This window comes from Streptomyces sp. NPDC017056 (assembly GCF_044332485.1).
Classification (GTDB): Bacteria; Actinomycetota; Actinomycetes; order Streptomycetales; family Streptomycetaceae; genus Streptomyces.
The window spans coordinates 270,534-292,906 of sequence record NZ_JBIRPD010000010.1; the positions used below are offsets into that span (position 1 = coordinate 270,534).

Annotated in this window: 24 protein-coding genes and 1 pseudogene; 10 read left to right on the plus strand and 15 right to left on the minus strand. The window is 71.5% G+C overall.

What is annotated here, in order from left to right:
* The first annotated feature begins 78 nt into the window (after window positions 1-78).
* The gene (locus ACH4OW_RS20405) at window positions 79-1,275 is read left to right on the plus strand and encodes a lipase family protein (RefSeq protein WP_398029375.1); all 1,197 of its coding nucleotides are present in this window, start codon (window positions 79-81) and stop codon (window positions 1,273-1,275) included.
* A 137-nt stretch (window positions 1,276-1,412) separates the two neighbouring features.
* On the opposite strand, the gene ACH4OW_RS20410 is transcribed toward ACH4OW_RS20405, so the two are convergent.
* The 6 genes and pseudogenes from ACH4OW_RS20410 to ACH4OW_RS20435 all read right to left on the minus strand — a co-directional run bounded on the left by ACH4OW_RS20410 (window position 1,413) and on the right by ACH4OW_RS20435 (window position 7,217).
* Window positions 1,413-3,335, minus strand: coding sequence for an AMP-dependent synthetase/ligase (locus ACH4OW_RS20410; protein WP_398029377.1), 1,923 nt, complete (start codon window positions 3,333-3,335; stop codon window positions 1,413-1,415).
* Window positions 3,336-3,564: 229 nt separating this feature from the next.
* Window positions 3,565-4,122, minus strand: a complete 558-nt coding sequence (gene lspA / locus ACH4OW_RS20415; RefSeq protein ID WP_398029379.1) for a signal peptidase II — start codon at window positions 4,120-4,122, stop codon at window positions 3,565-3,567.
* A 59-nt stretch (window positions 4,123-4,181) separates the two neighbouring features.
* Window positions 4,182-4,565: a hypothetical protein gene (locus ACH4OW_RS20420; RefSeq protein WP_398029510.1), complete on the minus strand. Its 384-nt coding sequence runs from the start codon at window positions 4,563-4,565 to the stop codon at window positions 4,182-4,184.
* A 140-nt stretch (window positions 4,566-4,705) separates the two neighbouring features.
* Window positions 4,706-5,398 (minus strand): annotated as a pseudogene (locus ACH4OW_RS20425) (methyltransferase domain-containing protein); the annotation flags it as partial.
* A 27-nt stretch (window positions 5,399-5,425) separates the two neighbouring features.
* A complete protein-coding gene (locus ACH4OW_RS20430) occupies window positions 5,426-5,911 on the minus strand; it encodes a hypothetical protein (protein ID WP_398029381.1) in 486 nt (161 codons plus the stop codon).
* Window positions 5,912-6,005: 94 nt separating this feature from the next.
* Window positions 6,006-7,217, minus strand: coding sequence for a helix-turn-helix domain-containing protein (locus ACH4OW_RS20435; protein WP_398029383.1), 1,212 nt, complete (start codon window positions 7,215-7,217; stop codon window positions 6,006-6,008).
* Between the two features lie 169 nt (window positions 7,218-7,386).
* On the opposite strand from ACH4OW_RS20435, the gene ACH4OW_RS20440 reads away from it, so the two are divergent.
* Window positions 7,387-8,283, plus strand: a complete 897-nt coding sequence (locus tag ACH4OW_RS20440) for a MaoC family dehydratase (RefSeq protein WP_398029385.1) — start codon at window positions 7,387-7,389, stop codon at window positions 8,281-8,283.
* Window positions 8,284-8,290: 7 nt separating this feature from the next.
* Here ACH4OW_RS20440 and ACH4OW_RS20445 read toward each other — a convergent pair whose 3' ends face one another.
* On the minus strand, window positions 8,291-8,953 hold the full coding sequence (locus ACH4OW_RS20445; protein WP_360124777.1) for a TetR/AcrR family transcriptional regulator: 663 nt from the start codon (window positions 8,951-8,953) through the stop codon (window positions 8,291-8,293).
* Between the two features lie 139 nt (window positions 8,954-9,092).
* Between ACH4OW_RS20445 and ACH4OW_RS20450 the strand changes: the two genes are divergently transcribed.
* Entirely contained in the window at window positions 9,093-9,983 is an 891-nt protein-coding gene (locus tag ACH4OW_RS20450) for an alpha/beta fold hydrolase (RefSeq protein WP_398029387.1), read from the plus strand.
* Window positions 9,984-10,081: 98 nt separating this feature from the next.
* Here the strand turns inward: ACH4OW_RS20450 and ACH4OW_RS20455 are convergent, their stop codons facing one another.
* From ACH4OW_RS20455 to ACH4OW_RS20475, 5 genes are all read right to left on the minus strand, one after another.
* Entirely contained in the window at window positions 10,082-11,440 is a 1,359-nt protein-coding gene (locus ACH4OW_RS20455; protein ID WP_360124783.1) for a dicarboxylate/amino acid:cation symporter, read from the minus strand.
* Between the two features lie 406 nt (window positions 11,441-11,846).
* Entirely contained in the window at window positions 11,847-12,137 is a 291-nt protein-coding gene (locus tag ACH4OW_RS20460) for a DUF4229 domain-containing protein (protein ID WP_360124786.1), read from the minus strand.
* Between the two features lie 149 nt (window positions 12,138-12,286).
* Window positions 12,287-12,811, minus strand: coding sequence for a GNAT family N-acetyltransferase (locus ACH4OW_RS20465; protein ID WP_398029390.1), 525 nt, complete (start codon window positions 12,809-12,811; stop codon window positions 12,287-12,289).
* Between the two features lie 61 nt (window positions 12,812-12,872).
* Complete coding sequence (gene mqnE, locus ACH4OW_RS20470) at window positions 12,873-14,039, minus strand: aminofutalosine synthase MqnE (protein ID WP_360125023.1); 1,167 nt, start codon at window positions 14,037-14,039, stop codon at window positions 12,873-12,875.
* Between the two features lie 138 nt (window positions 14,040-14,177).
* The gene (locus ACH4OW_RS20475; protein WP_003986103.1) at window positions 14,178-14,633 is read right to left on the minus strand and encodes an Lrp/AsnC family transcriptional regulator; all 456 of its coding nucleotides are present in this window, start codon (window positions 14,631-14,633) and stop codon (window positions 14,178-14,180) included.
* Between the two features lie 130 nt (window positions 14,634-14,763).
* Here ACH4OW_RS20475 and ACH4OW_RS20480 point away from each other — a divergent pair, with 130 nt between their 5' ends.
* Window positions 14,764-14,901, plus strand: coding sequence for a hypothetical protein (locus ACH4OW_RS20480; RefSeq protein WP_360124792.1), 138 nt, complete (start codon window positions 14,764-14,766; stop codon window positions 14,899-14,901).
* On the opposite strand, the gene ACH4OW_RS20485 is transcribed toward ACH4OW_RS20480, so the two are convergent.
* Window positions 14,898-15,569 (minus strand): UbiX family flavin prenyltransferase, encoded by a 672-nt coding sequence (locus ACH4OW_RS20485; RefSeq protein ID WP_398029504.1) that lies wholly within the window; start codon window positions 15,567-15,569, stop codon window positions 14,898-14,900. The genes ACH4OW_RS20480 and ACH4OW_RS20485 overlap by 4 nt on opposite strands.
* A gap of 166 nt (window positions 15,570-15,735) precedes the next feature.
* On the opposite strand from ACH4OW_RS20485, the gene ACH4OW_RS20490 reads away from it, so the two are divergent.
* Together ACH4OW_RS20490 and ACH4OW_RS20495 are read left to right on the plus strand one after the other, a co-directional pair.
* On the plus strand, window positions 15,736-16,341 hold the full coding sequence (locus ACH4OW_RS20490; protein WP_360124795.1) for a rhomboid family intramembrane serine protease: 606 nt from the start codon (window positions 15,736-15,738) through the stop codon (window positions 16,339-16,341).
* 69 nt (window positions 16,342-16,410) lie between these two features.
* Entirely contained in the window at window positions 16,411-17,163 is a 753-nt protein-coding gene (locus ACH4OW_RS20495) for a DUF4870 domain-containing protein (protein ID WP_398029393.1), read from the plus strand.
* A 69-nt stretch (window positions 17,164-17,232) separates the two neighbouring features.
* Here the strand turns inward: ACH4OW_RS20495 and mqnP are convergent, their stop codons facing one another.
* Both mqnP and ACH4OW_RS20505 read right to left on the minus strand, forming a co-directional pair.
* On the minus strand, window positions 17,233-18,156 hold the full coding sequence (gene mqnP / locus ACH4OW_RS20500) for a menaquinone biosynthesis prenyltransferase MqnP (RefSeq protein WP_360124801.1): 924 nt from the start codon (window positions 18,154-18,156) through the stop codon (window positions 17,233-17,235).
* A gap of 2 nt (window positions 18,157-18,158) precedes the next feature.
* Window positions 18,159-19,616: a menaquinone biosynthesis decarboxylase gene (locus ACH4OW_RS20505; protein ID WP_360124804.1), complete on the minus strand. Its 1,458-nt coding sequence runs from the start codon at window positions 19,614-19,616 to the stop codon at window positions 18,159-18,161.
* Window positions 19,617-19,704: 88 nt separating this feature from the next.
* On the opposite strand from ACH4OW_RS20505, the gene ACH4OW_RS20510 reads away from it, so the two are divergent.
* The 4 genes from ACH4OW_RS20510 to ACH4OW_RS20525 all read left to right on the plus strand — a co-directional run bounded on the left by ACH4OW_RS20510 (window position 19,705) and on the right by ACH4OW_RS20525 (window position 22,364).
* A complete protein-coding gene (locus ACH4OW_RS20510; RefSeq protein ID WP_398029396.1) occupies window positions 19,705-20,139 on the plus strand; it encodes a PLD nuclease N-terminal domain-containing protein in 435 nt (144 codons plus the stop codon).
* Between the two features lie 159 nt (window positions 20,140-20,298).
* A complete protein-coding gene (locus ACH4OW_RS20515) occupies window positions 20,299-20,727 on the plus strand; it encodes a nucleoside deaminase (protein ID WP_360125027.1) in 429 nt (142 codons plus the stop codon).
* Window positions 20,720-21,691 carry an isopenicillin N synthase family dioxygenase gene (locus ACH4OW_RS20520; protein WP_398029398.1) on the plus strand — a complete coding sequence of 324 codons (972 nt, stop codon included), beginning with the start codon at window positions 20,720-20,722 and terminating at the stop codon, window positions 21,689-21,691. The genes ACH4OW_RS20515 and ACH4OW_RS20520 overlap by 8 nt, the downstream gene beginning before the upstream one ends.
* 61 nt (window positions 21,692-21,752) lie before the next feature.
* Window positions 21,753-22,364 carry a DUF4291 domain-containing protein gene (locus tag ACH4OW_RS20525; RefSeq protein WP_398029399.1) on the plus strand — a complete coding sequence of 204 codons (612 nt, stop codon included), beginning with the start codon at window positions 21,753-21,755 and terminating at the stop codon, window positions 22,362-22,364.
* Window positions 22,365-22,373: the final 9 nt, after the last annotated feature.

Below are 22,373 nucleotides of genomic sequence, written 5' to 3' on the forward strand. Positions count from 1 at the left end.
CGGTCAGCTCCCGGCCCGCCCTCCCGTCACTACGGTCACCCCAACCGTTTCGCACCTCCGGACCGTTGGGAGAGCCGCATGGTGCCACGCACCCCCCATGCGCGGCGCGCGCCCCGCGCGCTGCGCTCCACCGCCCTCGCCGCCGCCACGGCGCTCGCCCTCTCGCTCGGCCTCACGAACACCGCGGCCGCCCAGCGGGACAGCGCGCGCCCCGGCGACATCGTGACCTCCTCCCCCACCTCGTTCCACCCCCTGCCGGGCCAGCCGACGCACACGCGCGCCTGGCACGTGGAGTACCGCTCGACCACCGCCGAAGGCGCCCCGAACGTCGTGTCCGGCACCGTCATCGTCCCCGACGACGGCCGTACGGGGCCCCGCCCGCTGGTCACCTACGCCGTCGGCACGGTCGGCATCGCGGACCAGTGCGCGCCCTCGGCCGGTTTCCCCAAGGGCACCACCGCCGAGGCCAACCTCGTCCAGCTGCTCACGGCCCGCGGCTGGGCGGTCGCCGTCACCGACTACGAGGGTCTGGGCACGCCGGGCGAGCACACGTACACCGTCGGCCGCGCCGAGGGGCAGGCCGTCCTGGACGCGGCCCGCGCCGCCCAGCGGCTGCCCGGCGCCGTCGCGGCGGGCGTCACCGCGGACTCCCCTGTCGGGATCATGGGCTATTCGCAGGGCGGCCAGGCGTCCGGCTGGGCGGCCGAGCTGCACGCTGCGTACGCGCCCGAGCTGAAGGTCAAGGGCACCGCGGCCGGCGGCGTCCCGGCCGACCTGCTCAAGGTCGCCGATTTCAACGACGGCAACGTGGGCGCGGGGCTGATCCTGATGGCCGCCGTCGGCCAGGACGCCGCCTTCCCCGAACTGGACCTGGCGAAGTACCTCAACGACAAGGGCCGGTACTACGTCGGCTTCGTGAAGAAGCACTGCGTGGCGATCGACGCCATCGCCGGAGCCTTCAAGAAGATCTCCGACGTCACCGTCAGGAACCCGCTGCACGAGGCCGACTGGCAGCGGCGGCTGCGCTCCTCCGACCTCGGCACGCGCAAGCCGGACGCGCCGGTCTTCCTCTACCACGGCACGCTCGACGAGCTGATCCCGTACGGCGTCGGCAAGCGGCTGCGCGCCGACTGGTGCGGCAGGGGCGCGGGCGTGCGGTGGTCCGCGGTACCGCTGGGCGAGCACGTCGCCGGCGCGGTCGCGGGCGCCGTCCCGGCCGCCGACTGGCTGGCCGCGCGCTTCGCCGGCGCACCGGACGGCGGCAACTGCGGCTGAGAGCTGGGCGACCGGCCCGCGGCGGGGAACCCCGTGCCACCTCCCCCACAGAGGTGACACGGGGTTCCAGTCTGCCGGGCCGGCCCCGTCCGAGGTTACCCGGGGGTCAGTTAACGGCGCGTCAGGAGACGGGCGGCTCAACGGCGCTCGTACAACTCCTGTATCTCCTTGGCGAAGTCGCGCGCTATGGCGGCCCGCTTCAGCTTCAAGGACGGGGTGAGGTGGTCGTTCTCCTCCGTGAAGTCCACCGGCAGCACGGTGAACCGGCGGATCGACTCGGCCCGCGACACCAGCTTGTTGGCGTCGTCCACCGCCGCCTGCATCTCTGCCAACAGCGCGTGGTCGTGCACCAGTTCATCGATCGCGACCCCCTGCTTCCGCTTCATCTGCCGCCAGTGCGCCAGCCCGTCCGCCTCCAGCGTGATCAGTGCGGTGACGTACGGGCGGCCGTCGCCGACCACCATGCACTGGCCGACGAGCGGGTGCGCCCGCAGCCGGTCCTCCAGCGGGGCCGGCGCGACGTTCTTGCCGCCGGTCGTGACGATCAGTTCCTTCTTGCGGCCGGTGATGGTGAGGTAGCCGTCGGCGTCCAGCGCACCGATGTCGCCGGTCGCCAGCCAGTCGCCGTGCCCGGCCGGCCGCGGGCCGCCGGCCGCCGCGTCCCAGTAGCCGGAGAAGACCTGGCCGCCACGCAGCAGCACCTCGCCGTCCTCGGCGATCCGTACGGCGCTGCCGGGCAGCGGCCAGCCCACCGTGCCGATCCGGGGCTTGAGCGGCGGGGTGAGGGTGGCCGCGGCGGTGGTCTCCGTCAGCCCGTAGCCCTCGAAGATCTCGATGCCCGCGCCCGCGTAGAAGGCCGCCAGCCGGTGCCCGAGCGGCGAGCCGCCGCAGATCGCGTAGCGGACCTTGCCGCCGAGCGCGGCGCGGATACGGCGGTAGACCAGCGGGTCGTACAGCTGCCTGGCGGCCTTCAGCGCCACGCCGGGCCCGCTGCCGGTGCCGTGCTCCCCGGCCTCGACGGCTTCCCCGTACCGCCGGGCGATGCGGGCCGCACGGTCGAAGGAGGCGGCCCGGCCCATCTTCTCGGCGGTCGCGCGCCCGGTGTTGTAGACCTTCTCCAGGACGTACGGGACCGCCAGCAGGAACGTCGGCCGGAAGGCGGCCAGGTCGGCGAGGAGGTCCTCGGTACGGATGCTGGGCGCGTGGCCGAGCCGTACCCGGGCGCGCAGGCAGCCGACCGCGACCATCCGCCCGAAGACGTGCGACAGGGGCAGGAACAGCAGGGTCGAGGCGGGCTCCCGGCTCACCGACTTGAAGACCGGGTGCAGCAGTTCGGTCGCGTTGTCCACCTCGGTGAAGAAGTTGGCGTGGGTCAGCACACAGCCCTTGGGACGGCCGGTGGTGCCGGAGGTGTAGACGAGGGTGGCGATGCTGCCGGGGCCGACGCCCGCCCGCCGCTCGGTCACCAGATCGTCCGGCAGCCCCCGACCCGCCGAGACGATCTGCGCCACCGCCCCGGTGTCGAACTGCCACAGGTGCTCCAGCCCCGGCAGGTGCGAGCGCACGCCGCTCACCAGCCGGGTCTGCTCGACGCTCTCCACGACGCAGGCCGCGGCGCCGGAGTCGTGCAAAATCCAGTGCGCCTGGTGGGCGGAGGAGGTCGGGTAGATGGGGACGGTGACCAGCCCGGCCGCCCAGGCGGCGAAGTCGACGAGGGTCCACTCGTAGGTCGTACGGGCCATGATCGCCAGCCGGTCGCCGGGGCGCAGACCGTGCGCGATCAGCCCCTTGGCCAGGGCGAGCACCTCGCCGGCGAACTCGGCGGCGCTCACGTCCCGCCACGCGCCCCCGGACTCGCGCGCCGCCTTCTTGCGCGACAGCACGGCTTCGCCGGGCGCCTGCGCCGCGTTGTCGAAAGGGATGTCCCCCAGCGACCCGGTCCGCACCCGCGGCGCCAGCGGCGGTACGGACACCTCCCGCACGACCCCGCCCCGTACCGCCTTGCGCGGCTCCACCAGTGCGGGGGCCGGAGGTTCGCCTTGCAGTTCCCGATTCGACACGAGCGGCTCCTCGTCTCACGGTGGGGCACTCGCCGGACGGCTCCGACCCCCCGAGAACACGCGCCGTTCACAGCCCGAGGGCCGCCGCCGCACCGGTGGCCATGCCCTACGCCCACGCCTGACCGATCAGTAACCTTACTTGGGCGTAAGTTAGCGCCGGGCCGGGAAGTTGGCCAGAGTCCGCGCACATTTCCCGCGCGGCACCCGCCAGGGCCTGGAAGCCGGTGCCTCAGTCCTTGCGCACCGTGCCGTCCGCCTCCACACCGCGGAAGGACAGGAACACCAGCAGGACGCAGCCGCAGCAGATCGCCGAGTCGGCGATGTTGAACACCGCGAAACTCTCGGCGGCGATGAAGTCGACCACGCCCCCCTGGAGGCCGCCGGGCGAGCGGAAGACCCGGTCGGTCAGATTGCCCAGGGCACCGCCCAGCAGCAGCCCGAGCGCGATGGCCCACGGCGCGCTGTAGAGCCTGCGGGCCAGGCGGATGACGACGACGATGACGGCAGCGGCGACGAGCGTGAAGACGATGGTCATCGCCTCGCCGAACCCGAAGGCGGCACCACGGTTGCGGAGCACCCGCAGCCTGAGCCACGTACCGATCAACTCGACCGGATCGTGGTCCTCCAGCTTCGCGACCACCAGCAGCTTGCTGCCCAGGTCGAGAAGGTAGACGAACGCGGTGACCGCCAGCAGCATGGGAATGCGCCGCCCGCGCCGCTCCACGGCCGCCGTTTCCCCGTCCCGGCCGCCCACAGCCGCCCCGGCGGCCTGCTCAGCCTCTGTCACGAAACTCCCCCGAACTGTCCCCACCGGCACACCCTGCCCGGCCCTGATCGTGAACGAGACTACGACACGGCCTCCGCGAGAGGCCCGGGGGCGGGGGGCGGCAGCCGCACCGGCACCGCATGGCCCGGTTCGTCGAGCCACACCCGCTGCCCCTGCCGCGAAACGGTCAGCCCGTACCGGTCAAACCCCGGCTCGCCGTTCTCCTTCCACCATTCCATGACCGCCTCGACCTCCTCCCACAGCCGCCGCGGCCCGGACTGCACCATGGCGTAACGGGTTCGGCCCTTCTCGAAATCCGCCGTGGCCCAGGAGGTGGCCGCCCTGTCGAACAGCCACAGCCGGTAGGCACCGTCCTCGCCCCACTCGGGGCGGCAGAACAGATCCGGCACCTGGACGCCGATGGTGAACATGTGAATCCAGTCGCCCATGTCGTCGGGCGACAAGCACGACACGCCCTCCCGCCCCCCCCCGCCGGCCACTCGGCGTCACCCAGGTACGCCCGTCGCGACGGGACCGCCTCCCGCTGGTCCCGCATGCGCATGAACGCCGAGGGCATGACGAACGCACCGGACGCCGTACCGTCCTCGGCGACCACCAGGCGGGCGATGCCCTGCCCGCCGTACGGAGGCCCCCACGGAGCGACGACGACCCCGCCGGGCCGGCACTGCTCCACCCACGCGTACGGAAGCGAACCGATCGAGCACGTCGCGATCACCCGGTCGTAAGGGGCCCGCTCCGGATGCCCTGTCGCCCCGTCGCCGACCACCGACCAGGGCGCCAGGCCGCTCGCCGCCAACCGCCGCCGGGCCTCCTCCGCCACGGCCGCGTCCACCTCAACGGTCACGACACGCTCGGAGCCGAGCCGATGTGCGAGCAGCGCGGCGTTCCAACCAGTTCCGGTGCCGACCTCCAGCACCCGGTCCCCGTCCTCCACACCCAGCGCGGCAAGCATCGAGAACACCATGCGCGGCATGGAGTTGGACGAGGTGGGAGCCCGCCCCTTGCCGTCGCCCGCGTACGCACCGTCGTCCCACTGCGTGGTCAGGGGGATGTCCGCGTAGACCTTCCGCCACCACAGGTCCGGATCCGACCGCCGGTCGACGCACTCGCCCTGGCCGACCCCGCTCGCCCGCCCCGGCCACAGCCTGTCGGGCACGAACAGGTGGCGAGGCACCGCCTCGTACGCGGCCAGCCAGTCGGAGGACAGGGCCCCCTTCTCCACAAGCGCGGAGGCCAGCCCACCCGGCCCGGCCTCCGCGCCACCGCGCTCACTCACTGGCCGCCCTCCGCCGGGCCCTGGCCGTCATTGGCGTTGCCACCCTCGTCCGAGCCGGTCCATGACGTGCAGGAATCCGCCCGCCTTCTCGATCTCGCGCGCCACCTCGTCGTACTCGCGGGAAAGCGGCGAGATCATCGTGCGAAGAGGTGTGAGCAGCGCGCCCGCCTCGCCGCACGCGATCCGGCCGACGGCCCGCAGAAGCCCGGGGCGCCCCGTCGGCGACAGCAGCCCTTGACGCTCCTCGACCACGGCCACGACCTCCCAGCCGAACATCTCGGCGTACCCCTCGCACTCCTCGCGCGGGCCGTCCATGTCGGTGCTCGGAGCTCCGCACAGGTAGATGACGCAACGGAACCGCTCGACCCCCGAGTCGTCGGCGGGCACTTCGGGACCGCTCGATGCGAGGCCGGTCGCGGCGTCTGCGATACCGCGACGGCGGCGCAGGTCGCCTGTGGTTCGTCGGGCCGGCGTCGGCGGCCCCTGTCGTGGTGTGCTTTGAGTGCTGGACACGCGCTTATCGTGGCGGCCTGATTACACACCGTGAAGTGACGAGTCATACGACCTCACGAGGTTGCCCAACTGCCGCTCCTACGCTCCGTAGGGCTCAGCTGATCAAGGGAACGCCGATGAGTTCGCTGATGGTACGGACGCGCGCCGTCGACACCTTGGCGAGACGCTTGCCGATGACACCGGGCAGCGCTTGGTGCTTGACCCACTCCGGGGCGTCGAGGCCGACCTCGACGAGGGTGTTGCCCGCCTGGTCATGCAAGCCGGATGCGCACTGCGCCAACGCGACATCCAGCTTGTAGCGGTTACGCGCCACCTTGGACATGTGCTTGGGCAGGTCAGTCATGTCGCGCTGATTGGCGAGGTTGAGCGCGCGGCCGTAGTTGCCGAGGGCGACATGAATACCGACAGCCTCCGCCTTTGCCGCTGTCGGCCCGAAGTGCGTCCCGTACAGGGCTTCGTCACGGCCGAGCCTCGCCGCAGCGGCATGCGCCTGCGAGATGTAGTCGTCGGCAGCGCTTTCATCGTCGCGCCGGGAAGACGCCACGGCTGCCGAAATCATAAGCCGCCCGTATGCGAGCAGTTGAGGTCGGTTCACCTTGCTGAACGAGGGCTCGATCGCGAGTGCCGCCCGTTCGGCCACAGCCACAGCCCGGGGCGTCTTGGCGCTACGCAAGTACACCCAGGACAACGTGGATTCGAGCAGTGCCGTCATCATCGGATCGCCGGCATCCCGGGCGAGCAGTTTCGCCGACGTCAGGGCACTGAGCGCGAGGTCCCGTTGTCCGAACCCAGTCGCGCACGAAGCGGCTACTCGGTACGTGCTGGCCAGGACCAGCCCCAGCCTCTCCCGCTCGGCACCCGTCGCGCCGGCGTACCGAACTTGCCCCTCCATGAGAACTTGCGCCGCGAGAGCACTCACCTTCGAAGTGTCGCTGCGCCAGTAGGCATCCCAGGCCAGGTCCCGGACCTTGCTCAATTCGCCCACGGTGCTCGGATCGTCGACCCCTTCCCACTCGCCGAGGGCACTTTCATGCACGGCGTCGGACAGTTGCCGCAACGACGCTCGGTCGCCCCGGTTCATACCTCGGCGCGGCGCCTGCTGCCCGAGGATCACTCCTACGTCGGTCTTGAGCGCGCCGGCGATCTTGAGCAGCGAACCGACGGACAGCTCACCGCGATCCTGCTCGGCCTTCTGCACCAGAGCGAGGGAGACGCCTGCGACATCTGCCAGCCCTTGTTGAGTGAGATCGCAGCCCCTTAGGTGCTTGATCCGCTTACCGGTCGTCAATTCGGCCCAGTTGCTCACGTTCACCTCGGCGGGTCGGCGCGGGTGGGAGGAGTGGGCTCCCGCTGCCGATGGTAGGGCCGTACGTAGGCGCCTCACCACGCGTCGTGACCAACCCCCTCGACCAACAACTGACCAGCCAGTAACCTTACTTCGAAGTAAAGTCGCGTGCGGAGGCAGAGGTGGGTTCATGACCGACATGGCGCCCGGGGCCGCCAGGGTGGATCTGCCGCGGGCGCCGCGTCTGCTGCCGGTGCTGGCCAAAGGGGTGCTGACCGGGTTCGGCAAGCGGCCGCGGGCGGACGCCGGGGTGCCGCGCACGCGGCTGGTGCTGCCCGCGGTGCGGGTCGGGCTGGGGCGGGCCGCTTCGTACGCGCGGGTCTGCGGGTTCCAGGCCACCGAGCCGCTGCCCGTCACATACCCGCACGTGCTCGGGTTCCCGCTGGCCGCCCGGCTGATGAGCGCGCGGGAGTTTCCGCTGCCGATGCTCGGGCTCGTGCACACCGGTATCGAGATCACGCAGTACGTTCCGCTGCACCCCGCCGACACGCTGGAGCTGACGGTGTTCGCGAGCGGGCTGCGGGCGCACCGGCGGGGCACCGAGGTCGTGATGATCACCGAGGCGCGCCGGGCGGGGGCGCTGGTCTGGCACGACCGGAGCGGCTACCTGGCGCGGCACCGCATGCCGGAGAGCGCCGCACCCCCGGAGCAGGAGCCGGAACCGGAGCCGCGGAGCCTTCCCGTGCGGGCCACCTGGCGGCTGCCCGCGGACCTGGGCCGCCGGCATGCCGCCGTGTCCGGCGATTACAACCCGATCCACCTGCACGCCCTGACGGCCCGCGCGCTCGGCTTCCCGCGCGCCATCGCGCACGGCATGTGGACGTTCGCGCGCTGCGCCGCCGAGGCCGTGCCGCCCGGTACGCCGGCGTTTCGCATCTCGGCCGGTTTCCGCGCACCGGTGCTGCTTCCGGCCACCGTCTCGTACGCGTACGAGACCACCCGCACCGGCGGCTCGTTCCAGCTGCTCGGCGGCCCGGACGACCGGGCGCGCGTCCACCTGGAGGGGCAGGTGGAGACGGGGGCGTGAGGAGCGGTCAGCGCTCCGGCGACCAGCGCTCGCCCGCCATCAGGCGGCCCAGGCCCGCCCACGCGAAGTTCATCAGCGTGGCCGCCGTGTCCTTGGCCGGGGGGCGTTCGCCCGTCGGCAGGTCGCCGCTGCGGACGTTGGCCCAGTCGGCGAGCGATTCGGCCGCGCCCACCAGGGCGTGGGCCAGGCCCGAGACCTCCCGTGCGGCCAGTTCCCGGTCGCAGCCCGCCTCCTGGGCGGCCGCGCCGATCATCGCGGTGACGAAGGTGACGATCTCCGCCCGCATCGCGGCGACTTCACGGGCGAACGGCTCGCCGTGCGTGCGGGCCTGCTGGTGCAGGACCGCCCAGCCGTCCGGGTGTTCGGCCGTATGCGCGAAGAAACCTTTCAGCCCGCTCCACAGCTGCCGGTCGGCGGGCGCGTCCGGCTCCACCGCCGCCCGCACGGCCGCGGCCAGTGCCGCCGACTCCCGCCGGAGCACGGCGCTGAACAGCTCCTCCTTGGAGTTGAGGTACAGGTAGACCAGCGGCTTCGACACGCCGGCCACCTCGGCGATCTCGTCCATCGAGGCCGCGCGGTAACCGCGCCGCGCGAAGGTCAGCACGGCCGCGTCGAGCATCTGCTGCTCCCGTACGGCTCGTGGCATCCGCTTGCTCTTCACAGCTCCCACGCCGATTGACCTTCCTTCCCACCCCTTTACCGCCAAGTAAGTTTACGGATCCCCGGCTTGGCGGGTGGGTCTTGACGTGATCGCTCCCCTCACGAGACGATACGGTTCGTCGCGTTGAGAGCTACGAGAGGACCCCACCATGCAGCAGGTTCACCAGCAGTTCGTGGACGCGGCCCCCGGCGTACGCCTGTGGACCGAGCAGCGCGGCCCGGCGGACGCGCCCGCGCTGCTGCTCGTCATGGGTGCGCAGGCGTCCGGCCTGGGCTGGCCCGAGCCGTTCGTCGACGCGCTCGCCGTCCACCACCGCGTCATCCGTTACGACCACCGCGACACCGGCCGTTCCACCTGGTCCTTCGACCGGCAGCCGTACCGCATCGCCGACCTGGCACAGGACGCCGTCGCGGTCCTCGACGGCCTCGGGATCGAGCGGGCCCACCTGGTGGGCCTCTCGCTGGGCGGGCTGCTGACGCAGCTCGTGCTCGCCGACCACCCCGGCCGGGTGCTGAGCGCCACCGTGCTGGGCACCTGCGCGCTGAGCACCACCCCGTACACCCGCCCCGACGGCACACAGGTCCCCGTCGACGAGCTGCCCGGCATAGCGCCGGAGGTGCTGGAGATGTGGGGCCGGCCCGTCGAGGACCACGGGCTGGAGGCCGAGCTCGACCGGCGCGTGGCGCACTGGCGGGTGCTGAGCGGCGGGCAGCTCCCGTTCGACGCCGGGTACTTCCGGGAGCTGGAGCGCAAGATCATCGAGCACACGGGCCGGTACGACGTCTCCACCGCGCACGGCCGCGCCGACGACTCGGGCCTCCTGCGCACCGAGGCCCTGGCCGCGAACGAGATACCCGTACTCGTCGTTTCGGCCCCCGCCGAGCCGGTCTTCCCGCCACCGCACCCGCAGCACCTCGCGCAGGTCGTCCGGGGCGCGGACCTGGTGGAGATCCCGGGCATGGGCCACGCGCTGCCGCCCGATGTGCAGGGGCCGCTGGCCGAGGCGGTCCTCGCGCTCACGGCGAAAGCGGGGCGCTGAGAAAAGGCCGTACCTACGCGAAGCGCCGGGCGGGCGTGGGGTCGTCCCACGCCCGCCCGGCGCTCACGGTGCTCTCGAAGAGCCGTACCGCAGGGCGGTCAGCTCGCCCCGGCCGTCGCCGGGACCGCGGCCTTCTGCTCAGACTCGCGCACCGCGCCGTCCTCCAGGTCCACGCCCGCAGCCCTGGCGTACGCGTCGCGGTCCAGGATCTTCTCCTTGGCCGAGACCAGGATCGGCACGACGACCTGGCCCGCGACGTTCGTGGCGGTCCGCATCATGTCCAGGATCGGGTCGATGGCCATCAGCAGGCCGACGCCCTCCAGCGGGAGGCCGAGCGTGGACAGCGTCAGGGTCAGCATGACGGTGGCGCCGGTGAGGCCGGCGGTGGCCGCCGAGCCGATGACCGAGACGAAGGCGATCAGTACGTAGTCGCCGACGCCCAGGTCCACGCCGAAGATCTGCGCGATGAAGATCGCGGCCAGCGCCGGGTAGATCGAGGCGCAGCCGTCCATCTTCGTCGTCGAGCCGAACGGCACGGCGAAGGACGCGTACTCCTTCGGGACGCCCAGGCGCTCGGTGACCTTCTGGGTCAGCGGCATGGTGCCGACCGAGGAGCGGGAGACGAACGCCAGCTGGATGGCGGGCCAGGCGCCCTTGAAGAACTGCAGGGGGTTGACCTTGGCGAAGACCGACAGCAGCAGCGGGTAGACGCCGAACAGCACGATGGCGCAGCCGACGTAGATGTCGACGGTGAACGTCGCGTACTTGCTGATCAGGTCCCAGCCGTAGTCCGCGATGGCGTAGCCGATCAGGCCGAGCGAGCCGATCGGGGCGAGGCGGATGACCCACCACAGGGCCTTCTGGAGCAGCTCCAGCGCGGAGCGGCTCAGGCGCAGCACCGGCTCGGCGCGGTCGCCCAGCTTGAGGGCGGCGATGCCGGCCACGGTCGCCATGAAGACGATCTGCATGACCTTCAGCTCGGTGAACGGCGTGATGACGTCCTTGGGGACGATGCCGGTCAGGAAGTCGATCCAGGAGCCGGCGTGCTGCGGGAGCTTGCCGTCCTTGGGGGTCAGCCCGGTGCCCGCGCCGGGGTCGCTGACCAGGCCGATCGCCATGCCGATGGCGACCGCGATCAGCGAGGTGGCCATGAACCACAGCAGGGTCCTGGTGGCCAGCCTGGCGGCGTTGTTGACCTGCCGCAGGTTGGTGATCGAGACCAGGATGGCGAAGAACACCAGCGGCGCCACGGCCAGCTTGAGCAGCTGGACGAAGAGGCTGCCGATCGTGTCGAGGGTGGTTTTCAGCCAGGAGACGTCGCCGCTCTTGGCGATCCAGCCGAGCAGCACGCCGAGGACGAGGCCGAGCAGGATCTGGGCCCAGAACGGGACCTTGGGTATGCGGGAGGATCTGGCGGTCTCGGTGGACCGCGAGGTCTCGGAAGACGTGGTGGACAACGGACACACTCCGGGGACAGACAGGCGTCGGTAAGGGAACGGCGGACAGCGCCAGGAGACAGGAGGTCCGTATCGATCCGTACGGGATCTCCGGCCGCTGCGGTGACAGGGGTCAGCGGCGGCAACAGGCCGCGGACATGCAGCGGCAAAGATCGACGTGCAGGCGCGCCACGAGCGGGACGCCCGTGGAGAACTGGTGCGCTACTGCTGTCTTCATGTCGGACACGTTAACACTTGAACTTTGGGGAACCCAAAGGGATTCTTTGGGCAGCAGGGGCGGGAGGTGTCCGGATCCGCCCCGGAACGCACGAAAACCCCGTCCTGGAGCGGTAACTCCACGACGGGGCTCTTGTCGGTTGTGAGGCGCCTTACAGGGGCGGCGGGGCCGGCGCGGTCCCGTGGCCGGCTACAGGAGGCCGTCCTCCTGGCGGGCGTTGGCCGCGATGCGCTCCTTCTGCCGGTCCACCTTGGCCACGATCTGCTCGGACATCGCGTCCCGCTGCTTGCGCAGCAGTACGAAGCTGAGCGGCGCGGAGATCACGACGGCGAGCAGGAGCAGCCACACCGCGTTGGCGCTGCCCACGCCGAGCGGGATGATCCGGAAGTACGCGAGCACCCAGACCAGCGCGAAGCACACGACGAAGATCCCCAGGCGGAGAGCGGTGTAGCGGAGCGTGGCGAACTTCTGGCTACTCACGGGCTGACCTTCTTCACGACGACAACCGAAAGGGTCTGCCTCCAGTCAAGCACAGCCCGATTTCGTGATCTTCCGGACCCCTGCCGGAAACGGACCACTTCGTCCCGGCCCCCGCGGGCGGAGGCCGGGCCGCGGCCGGGCCGCGGTGGTCACACCAGCTCCCGCCACATCGTGATGTCGTCCCGGAAGTCGTCGTCGGCCACCCTGATCGCGCGGGGCGCCCGGCCGATCTCCTTGTAGCCGCAGGAGGCGTAGAACGCGTCGAGCCCGGTGCCGCCGCGGCAGGTGAGCCGGATGCCTTCGATGCCGCCGATCGAGCGGGCCGCCTCCTCGACGGCCGCCATCAGCGCGGTGCCCGCGCCCTGCCCCTGGAGCGCGGGGTGCACCATCACCGTGTAGGCCCACAGCCAGTGCTTCATCAGGCGGCGGGTGTTGAGGTGGAGGAAGGCGGTGGCCAGCACCCGGTCCCGCTCGTCGCGGCCCACGACCAGCCTTGCGCGCTCCTCGGATATCGCCACCAGGTGGGCGAGCAGGTCGGGGCGGATGTCCTCGGCCGTGACCGGCGGCACAAAGCCGACGGCACCGCCCGCGTTGGACACGTCGGCCCACAGCGTACGGATGCCGTCGGTCAGCCCGGGGGTGACGGCGGGGTCCAGGTCAAAGCGCAGGTCCATGTGCGGACCCTATGCGCCCCGGACAACACCTGCCCCTGACGTCACACCCGTATCGGCAGCGTCACACCCGCATCGGCTGCGGCGACTCCCGGCGCGCGGCGTCCGGGCCCGGGTACTCCTGGATGATCTCGTAGCGGGTGTTGCGCTCGACCGGCCGGAAGCCCGCGTCGCGGATCAGGTCCAGCAGGTCGTCGCGGGTGAGCTTGTTCGGCGTGCCGTAGTTGTCCGCGTCGTGCGTGATCTTGTACTCGACGACCGAGCCGTCCATGTCGTCGGCGCCGTGCTGGAGCGCGAGCTGCGCGGTCTGCAGGCCGTGCATGACCCAGAAGACCTTCACGTGCGGGACGTTGTCGAACAGCAGCCGGGAGACCGCGAAGGTCTTCAACGCCTCGGCGCCGGTCGCCATCGTGGTGCGCGCCTGGAGGCGGTTGCGGACCTTGCCGTCCTTCATGTCCACGAAGTCGTGCTGGTAGCGCAGCGGGATGAAGACCTGGAAGCCGCCGGTCTCGTCCTGGAGCTCGCGCAGGCGCAGCACGTGGTCCACGCGGTGCCGGGGCTCCTCGATGTGCCCGTACAGCATGGTGCTCGGGCCCTTGAGGCCCTTCTCGTGCGCCAGGCGGTGGATGCGCGACCAGTCCTCCCAGTGGGTGTCGTGGTCGACGATGTGCTGGCGCACCTCCCAGTCGAAGATCTCGGCGCCGCCGCCGGTCAGCGACTCCAGGCCGGCGTCGATCAGCTCGTCGAGGATCTCGGAGGCGGACAGCCCGGAGATCTTCTCGAAGTGGTGGATCTCGGTGGCGGTGAACGCCTTGAGGGAGACCGTGTCGGGCAGCGCCTCCTTGAGGGCGCTGAGCGAGCGCGGGTAGTAGCGCCACGGCAGGGTCGGGTGCAGGCCGTTGACGATGTGCAGCTCGGTGAGCTTGTCGCCCTCCATCGCCTTGGCGAGGCGGACGGCCTCCTCGATGCGCATCGTGTACGCGTCCTTCTCGCCCGGCTTGCGCTGGAAGGAGCAGTACGCGCACGAGGCGGTGCACACGTTCGTCATGTTCAGGTGACGGTTGACGTTGAAGTGCACGACGTCGCCGTTCTTGCGCGTGCGCACCTCGTGGGCGAGCCCGCCCAGCCACGCCAGGTCGTCGCACTCGTAGAGGGCGATGCCGTCCTCGCGGGTCAGCCGCTCCCCGGACCGGACCTTGTCCTCCAGCTCGCGCTTGAGACCCACATCCATGGATGCAGTCATCCGGCCGCCTCCCATATCTCTGCCAAAATCGGGCTTCACCGAGCGTACTCCCCCGTAATCCGGCCCGGCCGGGCCCCCATGCCCGTACGGCCGGGGGCCCGCCGTACCGGCGCGGAAGCGGGGGTCCTACGCGTCCTCGGGGAGCTCGCCGACGCGGTTCTCCCATTTGGTGGACAGCACGATGGTGGTCCGCGTGCGGGAGACGCCCTTGGTCCCCGAGAGCCTGCGGATGGTGCGCTCCAGCCCGTCCACGTCGCTCACCCGCACCTTGAGCATGTACGAGTCGTCGCCCGCGATGAACCAGGCGTCCTCGATCTCCGCGAGGTCGCGCAGCCGCATCGCCACGTCCTCGTGGTCGGCCGCGTCCGACAGGGAGATGCCGACCAGTGCGGTGACGCCCAGGCCCAGGGAGGCCGCGTCGACGGTCGCCCGGTAGCCGGTGATCACCCCGGCCGCCTCCAGGCGGTTGATCCGGTCGGTGACGCTGGGCCCGGACAGGCCCACGAGCCGGCCCAGCTCCGCGTACGAGGCCCTGCCGTTCTCACGCAGTGCCTGGATGAGCTGCCTATCTACGGCATCCATACGCCCCTGACCTTCCATTCGCTCTGCAATCCCGACTTTTACATGTAGAATCTAAGGCAAGCAGGGGATGTGACCCTGCAAACCATCAATTTCAGCTGATCAAAGACGATCTTTCACAGGAGATGTCACCGTGTACTCGATCGAGATGGCCTACGCCCGCATGCGCGAGCTGCAGGACCTGGCCAATCGTTCACGTGCTCACCGTCCCGCCGCCGCTCCGCAGCCCAAGCGCCGCTTCGGCCGTACCGGCTCCGCCAAGAAGCGCTAACCCTCCTTCTTGAAGCCCGAGCCGAGCTCCCCTTCCCACCGCCGGTAGAGCCGGTGCGGCACACCCGCCGCATCCAGCACCCGGCCCGCGACGAAGTCCGCCAGATCCTGGATGTGCGTCGCCCCCGCGTAGAACGCCGGCGAGGCGGGCAGCACGACCGCGCCCGCCTCGTCCAGCGTCACCAGCTGCTTGAGCGTCTGCCCGTTCAGCGGCGTCTCGCGCACCGCGACCACCAGCTTCCTGCGCTCCTTGAGCGTCACGCTCGCCACCCGCTGGAGCAGGTCCTTCGACAGCCCGAGCGCCACACCCGCCACGCACGCCGTGCTCGCCGGCACGATCAGCATCCCCTTGACGGGATACGAGCCCGACGAAGGGCCCGCCGCGAGGTCGCCGGCCGGCCAGTGCCGCACCCGGTCCAGGTCCGCGCCGGAGACCGGGAACGTGTCCGGCTTGCCGTCCGCGCCGCGGGCCAGCCACTCCCGCAGGTCCTCGCGCCAGTGCGCGTCCCGGAAGGCGATGCCCGTCTCGTCCAGCAGCGTCAGCCGCGAGGCCCGGCTGACGACCAGGTCCACCGCCTCCCCCGCCGCGAGCAGCCCGCGCAGCACGGACGCCGCGTACGGGGTCCCGGACGCCCCGGAAACCCCCACCACCCAAGGGCGGCGCGGCATGTCGGCGGCCCCGGCGGCAGGCCGGGCGGAGTGCCCGCCGGGCCTTTGGACCCCGGGCCTGCTGGTGTTGTCGTCCTGCGGTTCCACGGCAACGAGCCTATCCGGCGGAACACCGGACCACTCACGGCCGTTTGACCGGGTGAACGGAAGAAGAGGGGGACGCGGGATGAGGACGCGAGCGAAGACCCGGGCCAAACCCGCCGCCGCGCTGATGCTGGGCTGGGTCGCGCTGCTGTGGGCGCTGGAGGCCGCCGACGCCCTCTCGGGCAACGCGCTGGACACCTTCGGCGTCCGGCCGCGCGAGCTGGGCGAGCTGGCCGACGTGCTGCCCGCCGCCTTCGTGCACTTCGGCTTCGACCACCTGGCGGCCAACACGCTGCCGCTGCTGTTCCTCGGCTTCCTCGCCGCGCTCCGCAGCGGACTGCGGCGTTTCGCCGGCGTCGCCCTGCTGATAGCCCTGACCAGCGGCCTGGGCGTCTGGCTGACCGCCCCGGCGGACAGCAACACGGCCGGCGCCTCTGGCATCGTCTTCGGCCTCTTCGGCTATCTCCTGGTACGCGGCTTCATCGACCGCAAGCCGCTGGACATCGGCCTCGGCGTGCTGGTCGCCGCGGTGTACGGATCAATCCTGTGGGGCGCGCTGCCGACCGGCAGCGGCATCAGCTGGCAGGGCCATCTCTTCGGGCTGGTGGGCGGCGTGCTGGCGGCGTTCGTCTTCCGGTTGCGCCCGGCCGCGTCACTGCCCGGCGGCCAGGCCCGGGCGATCCCGTAGTCTCGCTGACCGGAGCCCGCGCAGGGCGCCGCCGCAGGACAGACAGCACGACCCTTGGGGGGACCTGGCATGGTCGAATTCAACAAGCCCGAAGAACCGCAGCAGCCGCAGGACCCGCAGGCGTCGCAGCAGTCCCCGCAGGGCGGGCAGACGCCGCAGCAGCCCTCGCAGCACCCGCAGGCTCCGCAGACCCCGCCGCCCCCGTACGGCGCCGGTCAGGCACAGCAGCCCCCGCCGCCCCCGCAGGGCGCCTACGGCCAGGCCCCCGGCGCCCAGCCGTACGGCCCCGGCCCCGGGTACGGCCCCGGCCAGTACCCCCAGGGCGGTCAGTACCCCCAGGGCGGCGGCTGGGGCCCCGGCTACGCGCAGCCGCCGCGGCCCTCGTCGAACAACAACGCCATGTGGACCCACCTGGGCGCCCTGCTGACGATCACCGTCGGCTCCAGCTTCTGCTGCGGCCTGGGCGGCATCCTCGGCTGGATCGCCCCCATGGCGATCCGCAACAACCAGGAGAACCGGCACGACCCGCTGGTGCGCCACCACGGCACCCAGGCGATGAACTTCGGCATCACGCAGGCCATCGTGGTGGGCATCGGCGCGGTGCTCTACTTCTTCGCCTTCCTCATAGGCGTCAGCCTGGAGGACGCGCAGGACGGCCGGGTGGCGCTCGCCTTCCCGATCACCATCCTGGTCATCCTGGGGCTGTTGGCGGCCTTCACGATCACCAGCATCGTGTTCGCCGTCATCGGCACGGTCAAGGCCAACCGCGGTGAGCTGTGGTCGTACCCGAAGTTCATCGCCTGGCCGATGGTCAAGCCGTAGCGGCACAGGCGGTAAGCAGAAGAGCGCTCCGGGGCCCGCCCCGGAGCGCTCCGTCGTTCGGGGTCGGTGCTAGACCGTCAGGCCGCGTACGAACAGGTCCAGCAGCGCGCATACAAACAGCGCGATGCCGATGAAGCCGTTGACCTGGAAGAACGCCCGGTTCAGCCGGGACAGGTCGTGCGGCCGCACGATGGTGTGCTCGTAGAGGAAAGCGCCGACGACGATCACCAGGCCGAGCCAGAAGAACACCCCGGCGTGCGTGGCGAGCGCGTACCAGACCAGCAGGGCCGTGGTGACGGCGTGGCAGGCGCGGGCGCCGTGCAGCGCCCCCGGGATGCCGAAGCGGGCCGGTACGGACTTCACGCCGTGCGCCCGGTCGGCCTGCACGTCCTGGCAGGCGAAGATCAGGTCGAAGCCGCCGATCCAGACGCCGACGGCGAGCCCGAGGATCACCGCGTCCCAGGACCAGGACCCCGTCACGGCTATCCACGCGCCGACCGGGCCCATCGCCTGGGCCAGGCCCAGTATCGCGTGCGGGAAGTTCGTGAAGCGCTTCCCGTACGGGTAGACCACCATCGGGATCACGGCGACCGGCGCCAGCGCCAGGCACAGCGGGTTGAGCAGGGCCGCGGCGCCGAGGAAGAACACCACGGCGACCAGCGCGCCGGTCCACGCGGAGCGCACCGACACCGCGCCGGTGACCAGCTCGCGGCCGGCGGTGCGCGGGTTACGGGCGTCGATCTCCCGGTCGATGATGCGGTTGGCGGCCATCGCGAACGTCCGCAGGCCCACCATGGCGACGGTGACCAGCAGCAGCTCGACCCAGTGGATGCTGCGGTCCGAGCCGTGCATCGCGGTCAGCGAGGCGATGTAGGCGAAGGGCAGCGCGAAGACCGAGTGCTCGATCATGACGAGCCGCAGAAACGCTTTGATCCTGCCGGGCGGTGCGGGTTCGGGTGCGAAGAGATCCGGTGTCGCTGAATCGGCGCTCATGTCTAGAACCCGTACTCCTTCCAGCGGCGGTCGACCTTCGCCGCCGTCTCCGGGTCCGACTCGACCATGTCCGGCCAGCCGCCGTCCCGGGTGTAGCCCTCCTCGGGCAGCTTCTTCGTCGCGTCGATGCCCGCCTTGCCGCCCCAGAACTGCTGGTACGAGGAGTGGTCGAGGTGGTCGACCGGCCCCTCGACGACGGTCAGGTCCCGCGCGTAGTCCGTGTTGCCGAGGGCCCGCCAGGACACCTCGTGCAGGTTGTGCACGTCGCAGTCGGCGTCGACCACGATGATCAGCTTGGTCAGGGACATCATGTGCGCGCCCCAGATGGCGTGCATGACCTTCTGGGCGTGCTTGGGGTACTTCTTGTCGATCGAGACGATCGCGCAGTTGTGGAAGCCGCCCGACTCGGGCAGGTGGTAGTCCACGATGTCCGGCACGATGATCTTCAGCAGCGGCAGGAAGAACCGCTCCGTGGCCCGGCCCAGCGGGCCGTCCTCCGTCGGCGGCCGGCCGACCACGATCGACTGGAGCAGCGGGCGCTTGCGCATCGTGACGCAGTCGATGGTCAGCGCGGGGAAGTCCTCCTGCGGCGTGTAGAAGCCGGTGTGGTCGCCGAACGGCCCCTCCGGCAGCGTCTCGCCGGGCTCCAGCCAGCCCTCCAGCACGACCTCGGCGTTGGCCGGCACCTGGAGCGGCACGGTCTTGCAGTCCACCATCTCGACCCGCTTGCCCTGCACGAAGCCCGCGAAGAGGTACTCGTCGATGTCGCCGGGCAGCGGCGCGGTGGAGGCGTACGTCACGGCCGGCGGGCAGCCGAAGGCGATCGCCACGGGCAGCTTCTCGCCGCGCTTGGCCGCGACCTGGTAGTGGTTGCGGCTGTCCTTGTGGATCTGCCAGTGCATGCCGATGGTGCGCTTGTCGTGGCGCTGGAGGCGGTACAGGCCCAGGTTCCGCACGCCCGTCTCGGGGTGCTTGGTGTGGGTCAGGCCCAGGTTGAAGAAGGACCCGCCGTCCTTCGGCCAGGTGAACAGCGCGGGCAGCGCGTCGAGGTCCACGTCGTCGCCCCGGAGCACGACCTCCTGGACGGGCGCGCTGTCGCCCTTGACCTTCTTCGGCGGTACGTGGGTCATGTTCGCGAGCTTCCCGAACGCCTCGCGTACGCCGACGAAGCCCTGCGGCAGCTCGGGCTTGAGCAGCCCGCCGATCGCGGCGCTGATGTCGTCGTACGACTTCAGGCCGAGCGCCTTGAGCAGCCGCCGGTCGGTGCCGAAGACGTTCATGGCCAGCGGCATCGACGAGCCCTTGACGTTCTCGAAGAGCAGCGCCGGGCCGCCGGACTTCTGCACCCGGTCGACGATCTCGCCGACTTCCAGGTACGGGTCGACCTCGGCCTTGATCCGCTGGAGGTCGCCTTCACGGTCGAGCGCTCGCAGGAAAGAGCGAAGATCGTCATAAGCCATGCGTTCCAGTATCCGGTACGCACTACCCTGGACGGGTCACCGGGCCCCGCCGGGGCCCGCCCGTCAGCTCTGGGGGGCTGCTTCCGCAATGCTCAGGTATCTGCCGTTCCTCGTGATCCTGGCGCTGTGGATCTACGCGTTCATCGACTGCCTGAACACGCCGGAGAACCAGGTACGCGGCCTGCCGAAGATCGCCTGGGTCTTCATCATCCTGCTGTTCGGCGAGGTGCTGATCGGGCCGGTCGCCTGGCTCGTCGCCGGCCGGCCGCGGCGCGAGCACGCCGGCGGCGCGCCCGCACCGTGGCAGCGCGGCGGCCGCGGCCCGGCCGCCAAGTGGGTCGCGCCGGACGACAACCCCGACTTCCTGCGCACGCTCAAGGACGGGGGCAAGCAGGACCAGGGCAAGAAGGACGAGGCGATGTTCAAGGACTGGGAGGCCGACCTGCGGCGCCGCGAGGAGGAGCTGCGGCGCAAGGAGAACGGCCCGTCGGACGGCGAGGGGAACCCGCCCGCGAAGGGCTGACCGCCGCCACGCGCCCCGTCCCGTACGCCCGGCGCGTACGGGGCCCCGCGCTCCCCGCCGCGCGCTGCCGCGTCCGCGCGCCCGCCGATCGCGGCCGGTGCGTTGCCGGGCCGCCCCGGAGCGAGGACAGTGGCGGTCGTGAAGGACCACGAGCGGCAGATGCTGGCGACCGCGGTCGCCGAGGCGCGGGCCGGGCTGGCCGAGGGCGGCATCCCGATCGGCGCCGCGCTGTACGGCCCTGACGGCGCCCTCCTCGGGCGCGGCCGCAACCGGCGCGTCCAGGACGGCGACCCGTCCGCGCACGCGGAGACCTCCGCCTTCCGGGCCGCCGGCCGGCAGCGCGGCTACCGCGGCACGACGATGGTCACCACCCTCTCCCCCTGCTGGTTCTGCTGCGGCCTGGTCCGCCAGTTCGGGATACCGCGGGTGCTGATCGGCGAGTCCCGCACCTTCCACGGCGGCCACGACTGGCTGGCCCAGAGCGGCGTACGGATCGTGCTGCTGGACGACGCGGAGTGCGTGGCCATGATGCGCGGGTTCGTCGCCGCCCGGCCCGAGGTGTGGAACGAGGACATCGGCCGTGACTGAGACCGCGGGACCGCCCGCCTCCCCCGTCCCCACCGTCGACCTCGCCCGCTGGCGGGCCGGCGGCCTCGGCACCCGCCGCGAGACGGCCGCGGCCGTCGACGCCGCGCTGCGCGCCACCGGCTTCCTGCTCGTCACCGGCCACGGCATCGACGCGGACCTGCGCGACCGCGTCCGCGCCACCGCCCGTGCCTTCTTCGCGCTGCCCGCAGCGGAGAAGCAGCCGTACGCCACCGAGGTCGGCGGCCGCGGCTGGCTCGGGCCCGGCGCCGAGGCCAACGGCGCCGCCGAGGGCACCGCGACGCCGCCGGACATGAAGGAGTCGCTGTCCTTCGCGTCCGAGGAGCCCACCGGGAACCCGGCCGTCGACGCCGAGTGGTTCCTGCCCAACATCTGGCCCCACCAGGTGCCCGCCCTGCGCACCGACGTCCAGGACCTGCTGGCCGCCCTGCGGGCCCTGTCCGACCTGCTCCTCACCCTCCTCGCCGAGGCGCTCGGCGCCGGACCCGACCACTTCACCCGGCACACCGCGCACCCCACCTGGGGCTTCAACATCAACTGGTATCCGGGCACCCGGACCGTGGGCGAGGCCGCTCCGGGCCAGTACCGCATCGGCCCGCACACCGACTTCGGCACCGTCACGGTCCTGGACCGGCAGCGGGGCAAGGGCGGCCTCCAGATCTGGACCGACCCCGCCGACGGCGGCACCGGCTGGCAGGACGCCCCGTACGTCCCGGGCTCCCTCACCGTCAACGCCGGCGACCTCCTGGCCCGCTGGACCGGCGGCCGCTGGCGCTCCGGCCGCCACCGCGTCCTGCCGCCACCGTCCGACGCCCCCGCCGAGGAACTGATGTCCCTCGTCTACTTCTACGAATGCGACCCCGGCACCCGCGTCGGCACCCTGGCCGACTCCCACACATACCTGCGCGGACAACTCGCCGCCATCAACGCACAGGGCACCGCCTGACACCGTCCCGCCCCGAAAACCAGTGGCCGCCCACGCCGCCGCCCGCACAGACTGACGCCCCATGAACAGCGAGCACACCCAGCCGGACCGATCCGCCACCCACCCCGAACCACTCCGCCGCATCCGGGCCGCCCACACCGCTACGACCATCACCGTCTACCAGGCGTACGCCCCGTCCCTCGGCCTGCCCGCCGCCCGCGACGGCCGCTTCCCGCCCGCCTGGAAGCGGGAGCGGATGACGTGGATCAAGCCGTCGTTCCTGTGGATGATGTACCGCTGCGGCTGGGCCACCAAGCCCGGCCAGGAGCGCGTCCTCGCCATCGAGATCGAGCGCACGGGCTTCGACTGGGCGCTGCGCAACGCCTGCCTGTCCCACTACGACCCCGACGTCCACGCCGACCGCAGCGCCTGGAAGCGGCAGCTGCGCGAGTCCCCCGCGCGCGTCCAGTGGGACCCCGAACGCGACCTGCGCCTCAACCCGCTGCCGTACCGCTCGCTCCAGCTCGGCCTGGCGGGCGAGGCATCCCGCCGCTACGCCGACGAGTGGACGGTCGCCATCCGCGACGTCACCCCGCTGGCCCAGGAGATCCACTCCCTGGTCACCCAAGGCAACCTGACCGCGGCCGCGGCCCTGCTCCCCGAAGAACGCCCCTACTGCCCGGCGGCCGGGTAGCAGGGGCGC

What these genes read in the sequence shown, in the direction of transcription:
- ACH4OW_RS20405 (WP_398029375.1), top strand. Translation starts at nt 79, where the DNA reads ATGGTGCCACGCACCCCCCATGCGCGGCGCGCGCCCCGCGCGCTGCGC.
- ACH4OW_RS20440 (WP_398029385.1), top strand. Translation starts at nt 7,387, where the DNA reads ATGACCGACATGGCGCCCGGGGCCGCCAGGGTGGATCTGCCGCGGGCG.
- ACH4OW_RS20450 (WP_398029387.1), top strand. Translation starts at nt 9,093, where the DNA reads ATGCAGCAGGTTCACCAGCAGTTCGTGGACGCGGCCCCCGGCGTACGC.
- ACH4OW_RS20465 (WP_398029390.1), bottom strand. Translation starts at nt 12,811, where the DNA reads ATGGACCTGCGCTTTGACCTGGACCCCGCCGTCACCCCCGGGCTGACC.
- mqnE (WP_360125023.1), bottom strand. Translation starts at nt 14,039, where the DNA reads ATGGATGTGGGTCTCAAGCGCGAGCTGGAGGACAAGGTCCGGTCCGGG.
- ACH4OW_RS20475 (WP_003986103.1), bottom strand. Translation starts at nt 14,633, where the DNA reads ATGGATGCCGTAGATAGGCAGCTCATCCAGGCACTGCGTGAGAACGGC.
- ACH4OW_RS20485 (WP_398029504.1), bottom strand. Translation starts at nt 15,569, where the DNA reads ATGCCGCGCCGCCCTTGGGTGGTGGGGGTTTCCGGGGCGTCCGGGACC.
- ACH4OW_RS20490 (WP_360124795.1), top strand. Translation starts at nt 15,736, where the DNA reads ATGAGGACGCGAGCGAAGACCCGGGCCAAACCCGCCGCCGCGCTGATG.
- ACH4OW_RS20495 (WP_398029393.1), top strand. Translation starts at nt 16,411, where the DNA reads ATGGTCGAATTCAACAAGCCCGAAGAACCGCAGCAGCCGCAGGACCCG.
- mqnP (WP_360124801.1), bottom strand. Translation starts at nt 18,156, where the DNA reads ATGAGCGCCGATTCAGCGACACCGGATCTCTTCGCACCCGAACCCGCA.
- ACH4OW_RS20505 (WP_360124804.1), bottom strand. Translation starts at nt 19,616, where the DNA reads ATGGCTTATGACGATCTTCGCTCTTTCCTGCGAGCGCTCGACCGTGAA.
- ACH4OW_RS20510 (WP_398029396.1), top strand. Translation starts at nt 19,705, where the DNA reads ATGCTCAGGTATCTGCCGTTCCTCGTGATCCTGGCGCTGTGGATCTAC.
- ACH4OW_RS20515 (WP_360125027.1), top strand. Translation starts at nt 20,299, where the DNA reads ATGCTGGCGACCGCGGTCGCCGAGGCGCGGGCCGGGCTGGCCGAGGGC.
- ACH4OW_RS20525 (WP_398029399.1), top strand. Translation starts at nt 21,753, where the DNA reads ATGAACAGCGAGCACACCCAGCCGGACCGATCCGCCACCCACCCCGAA.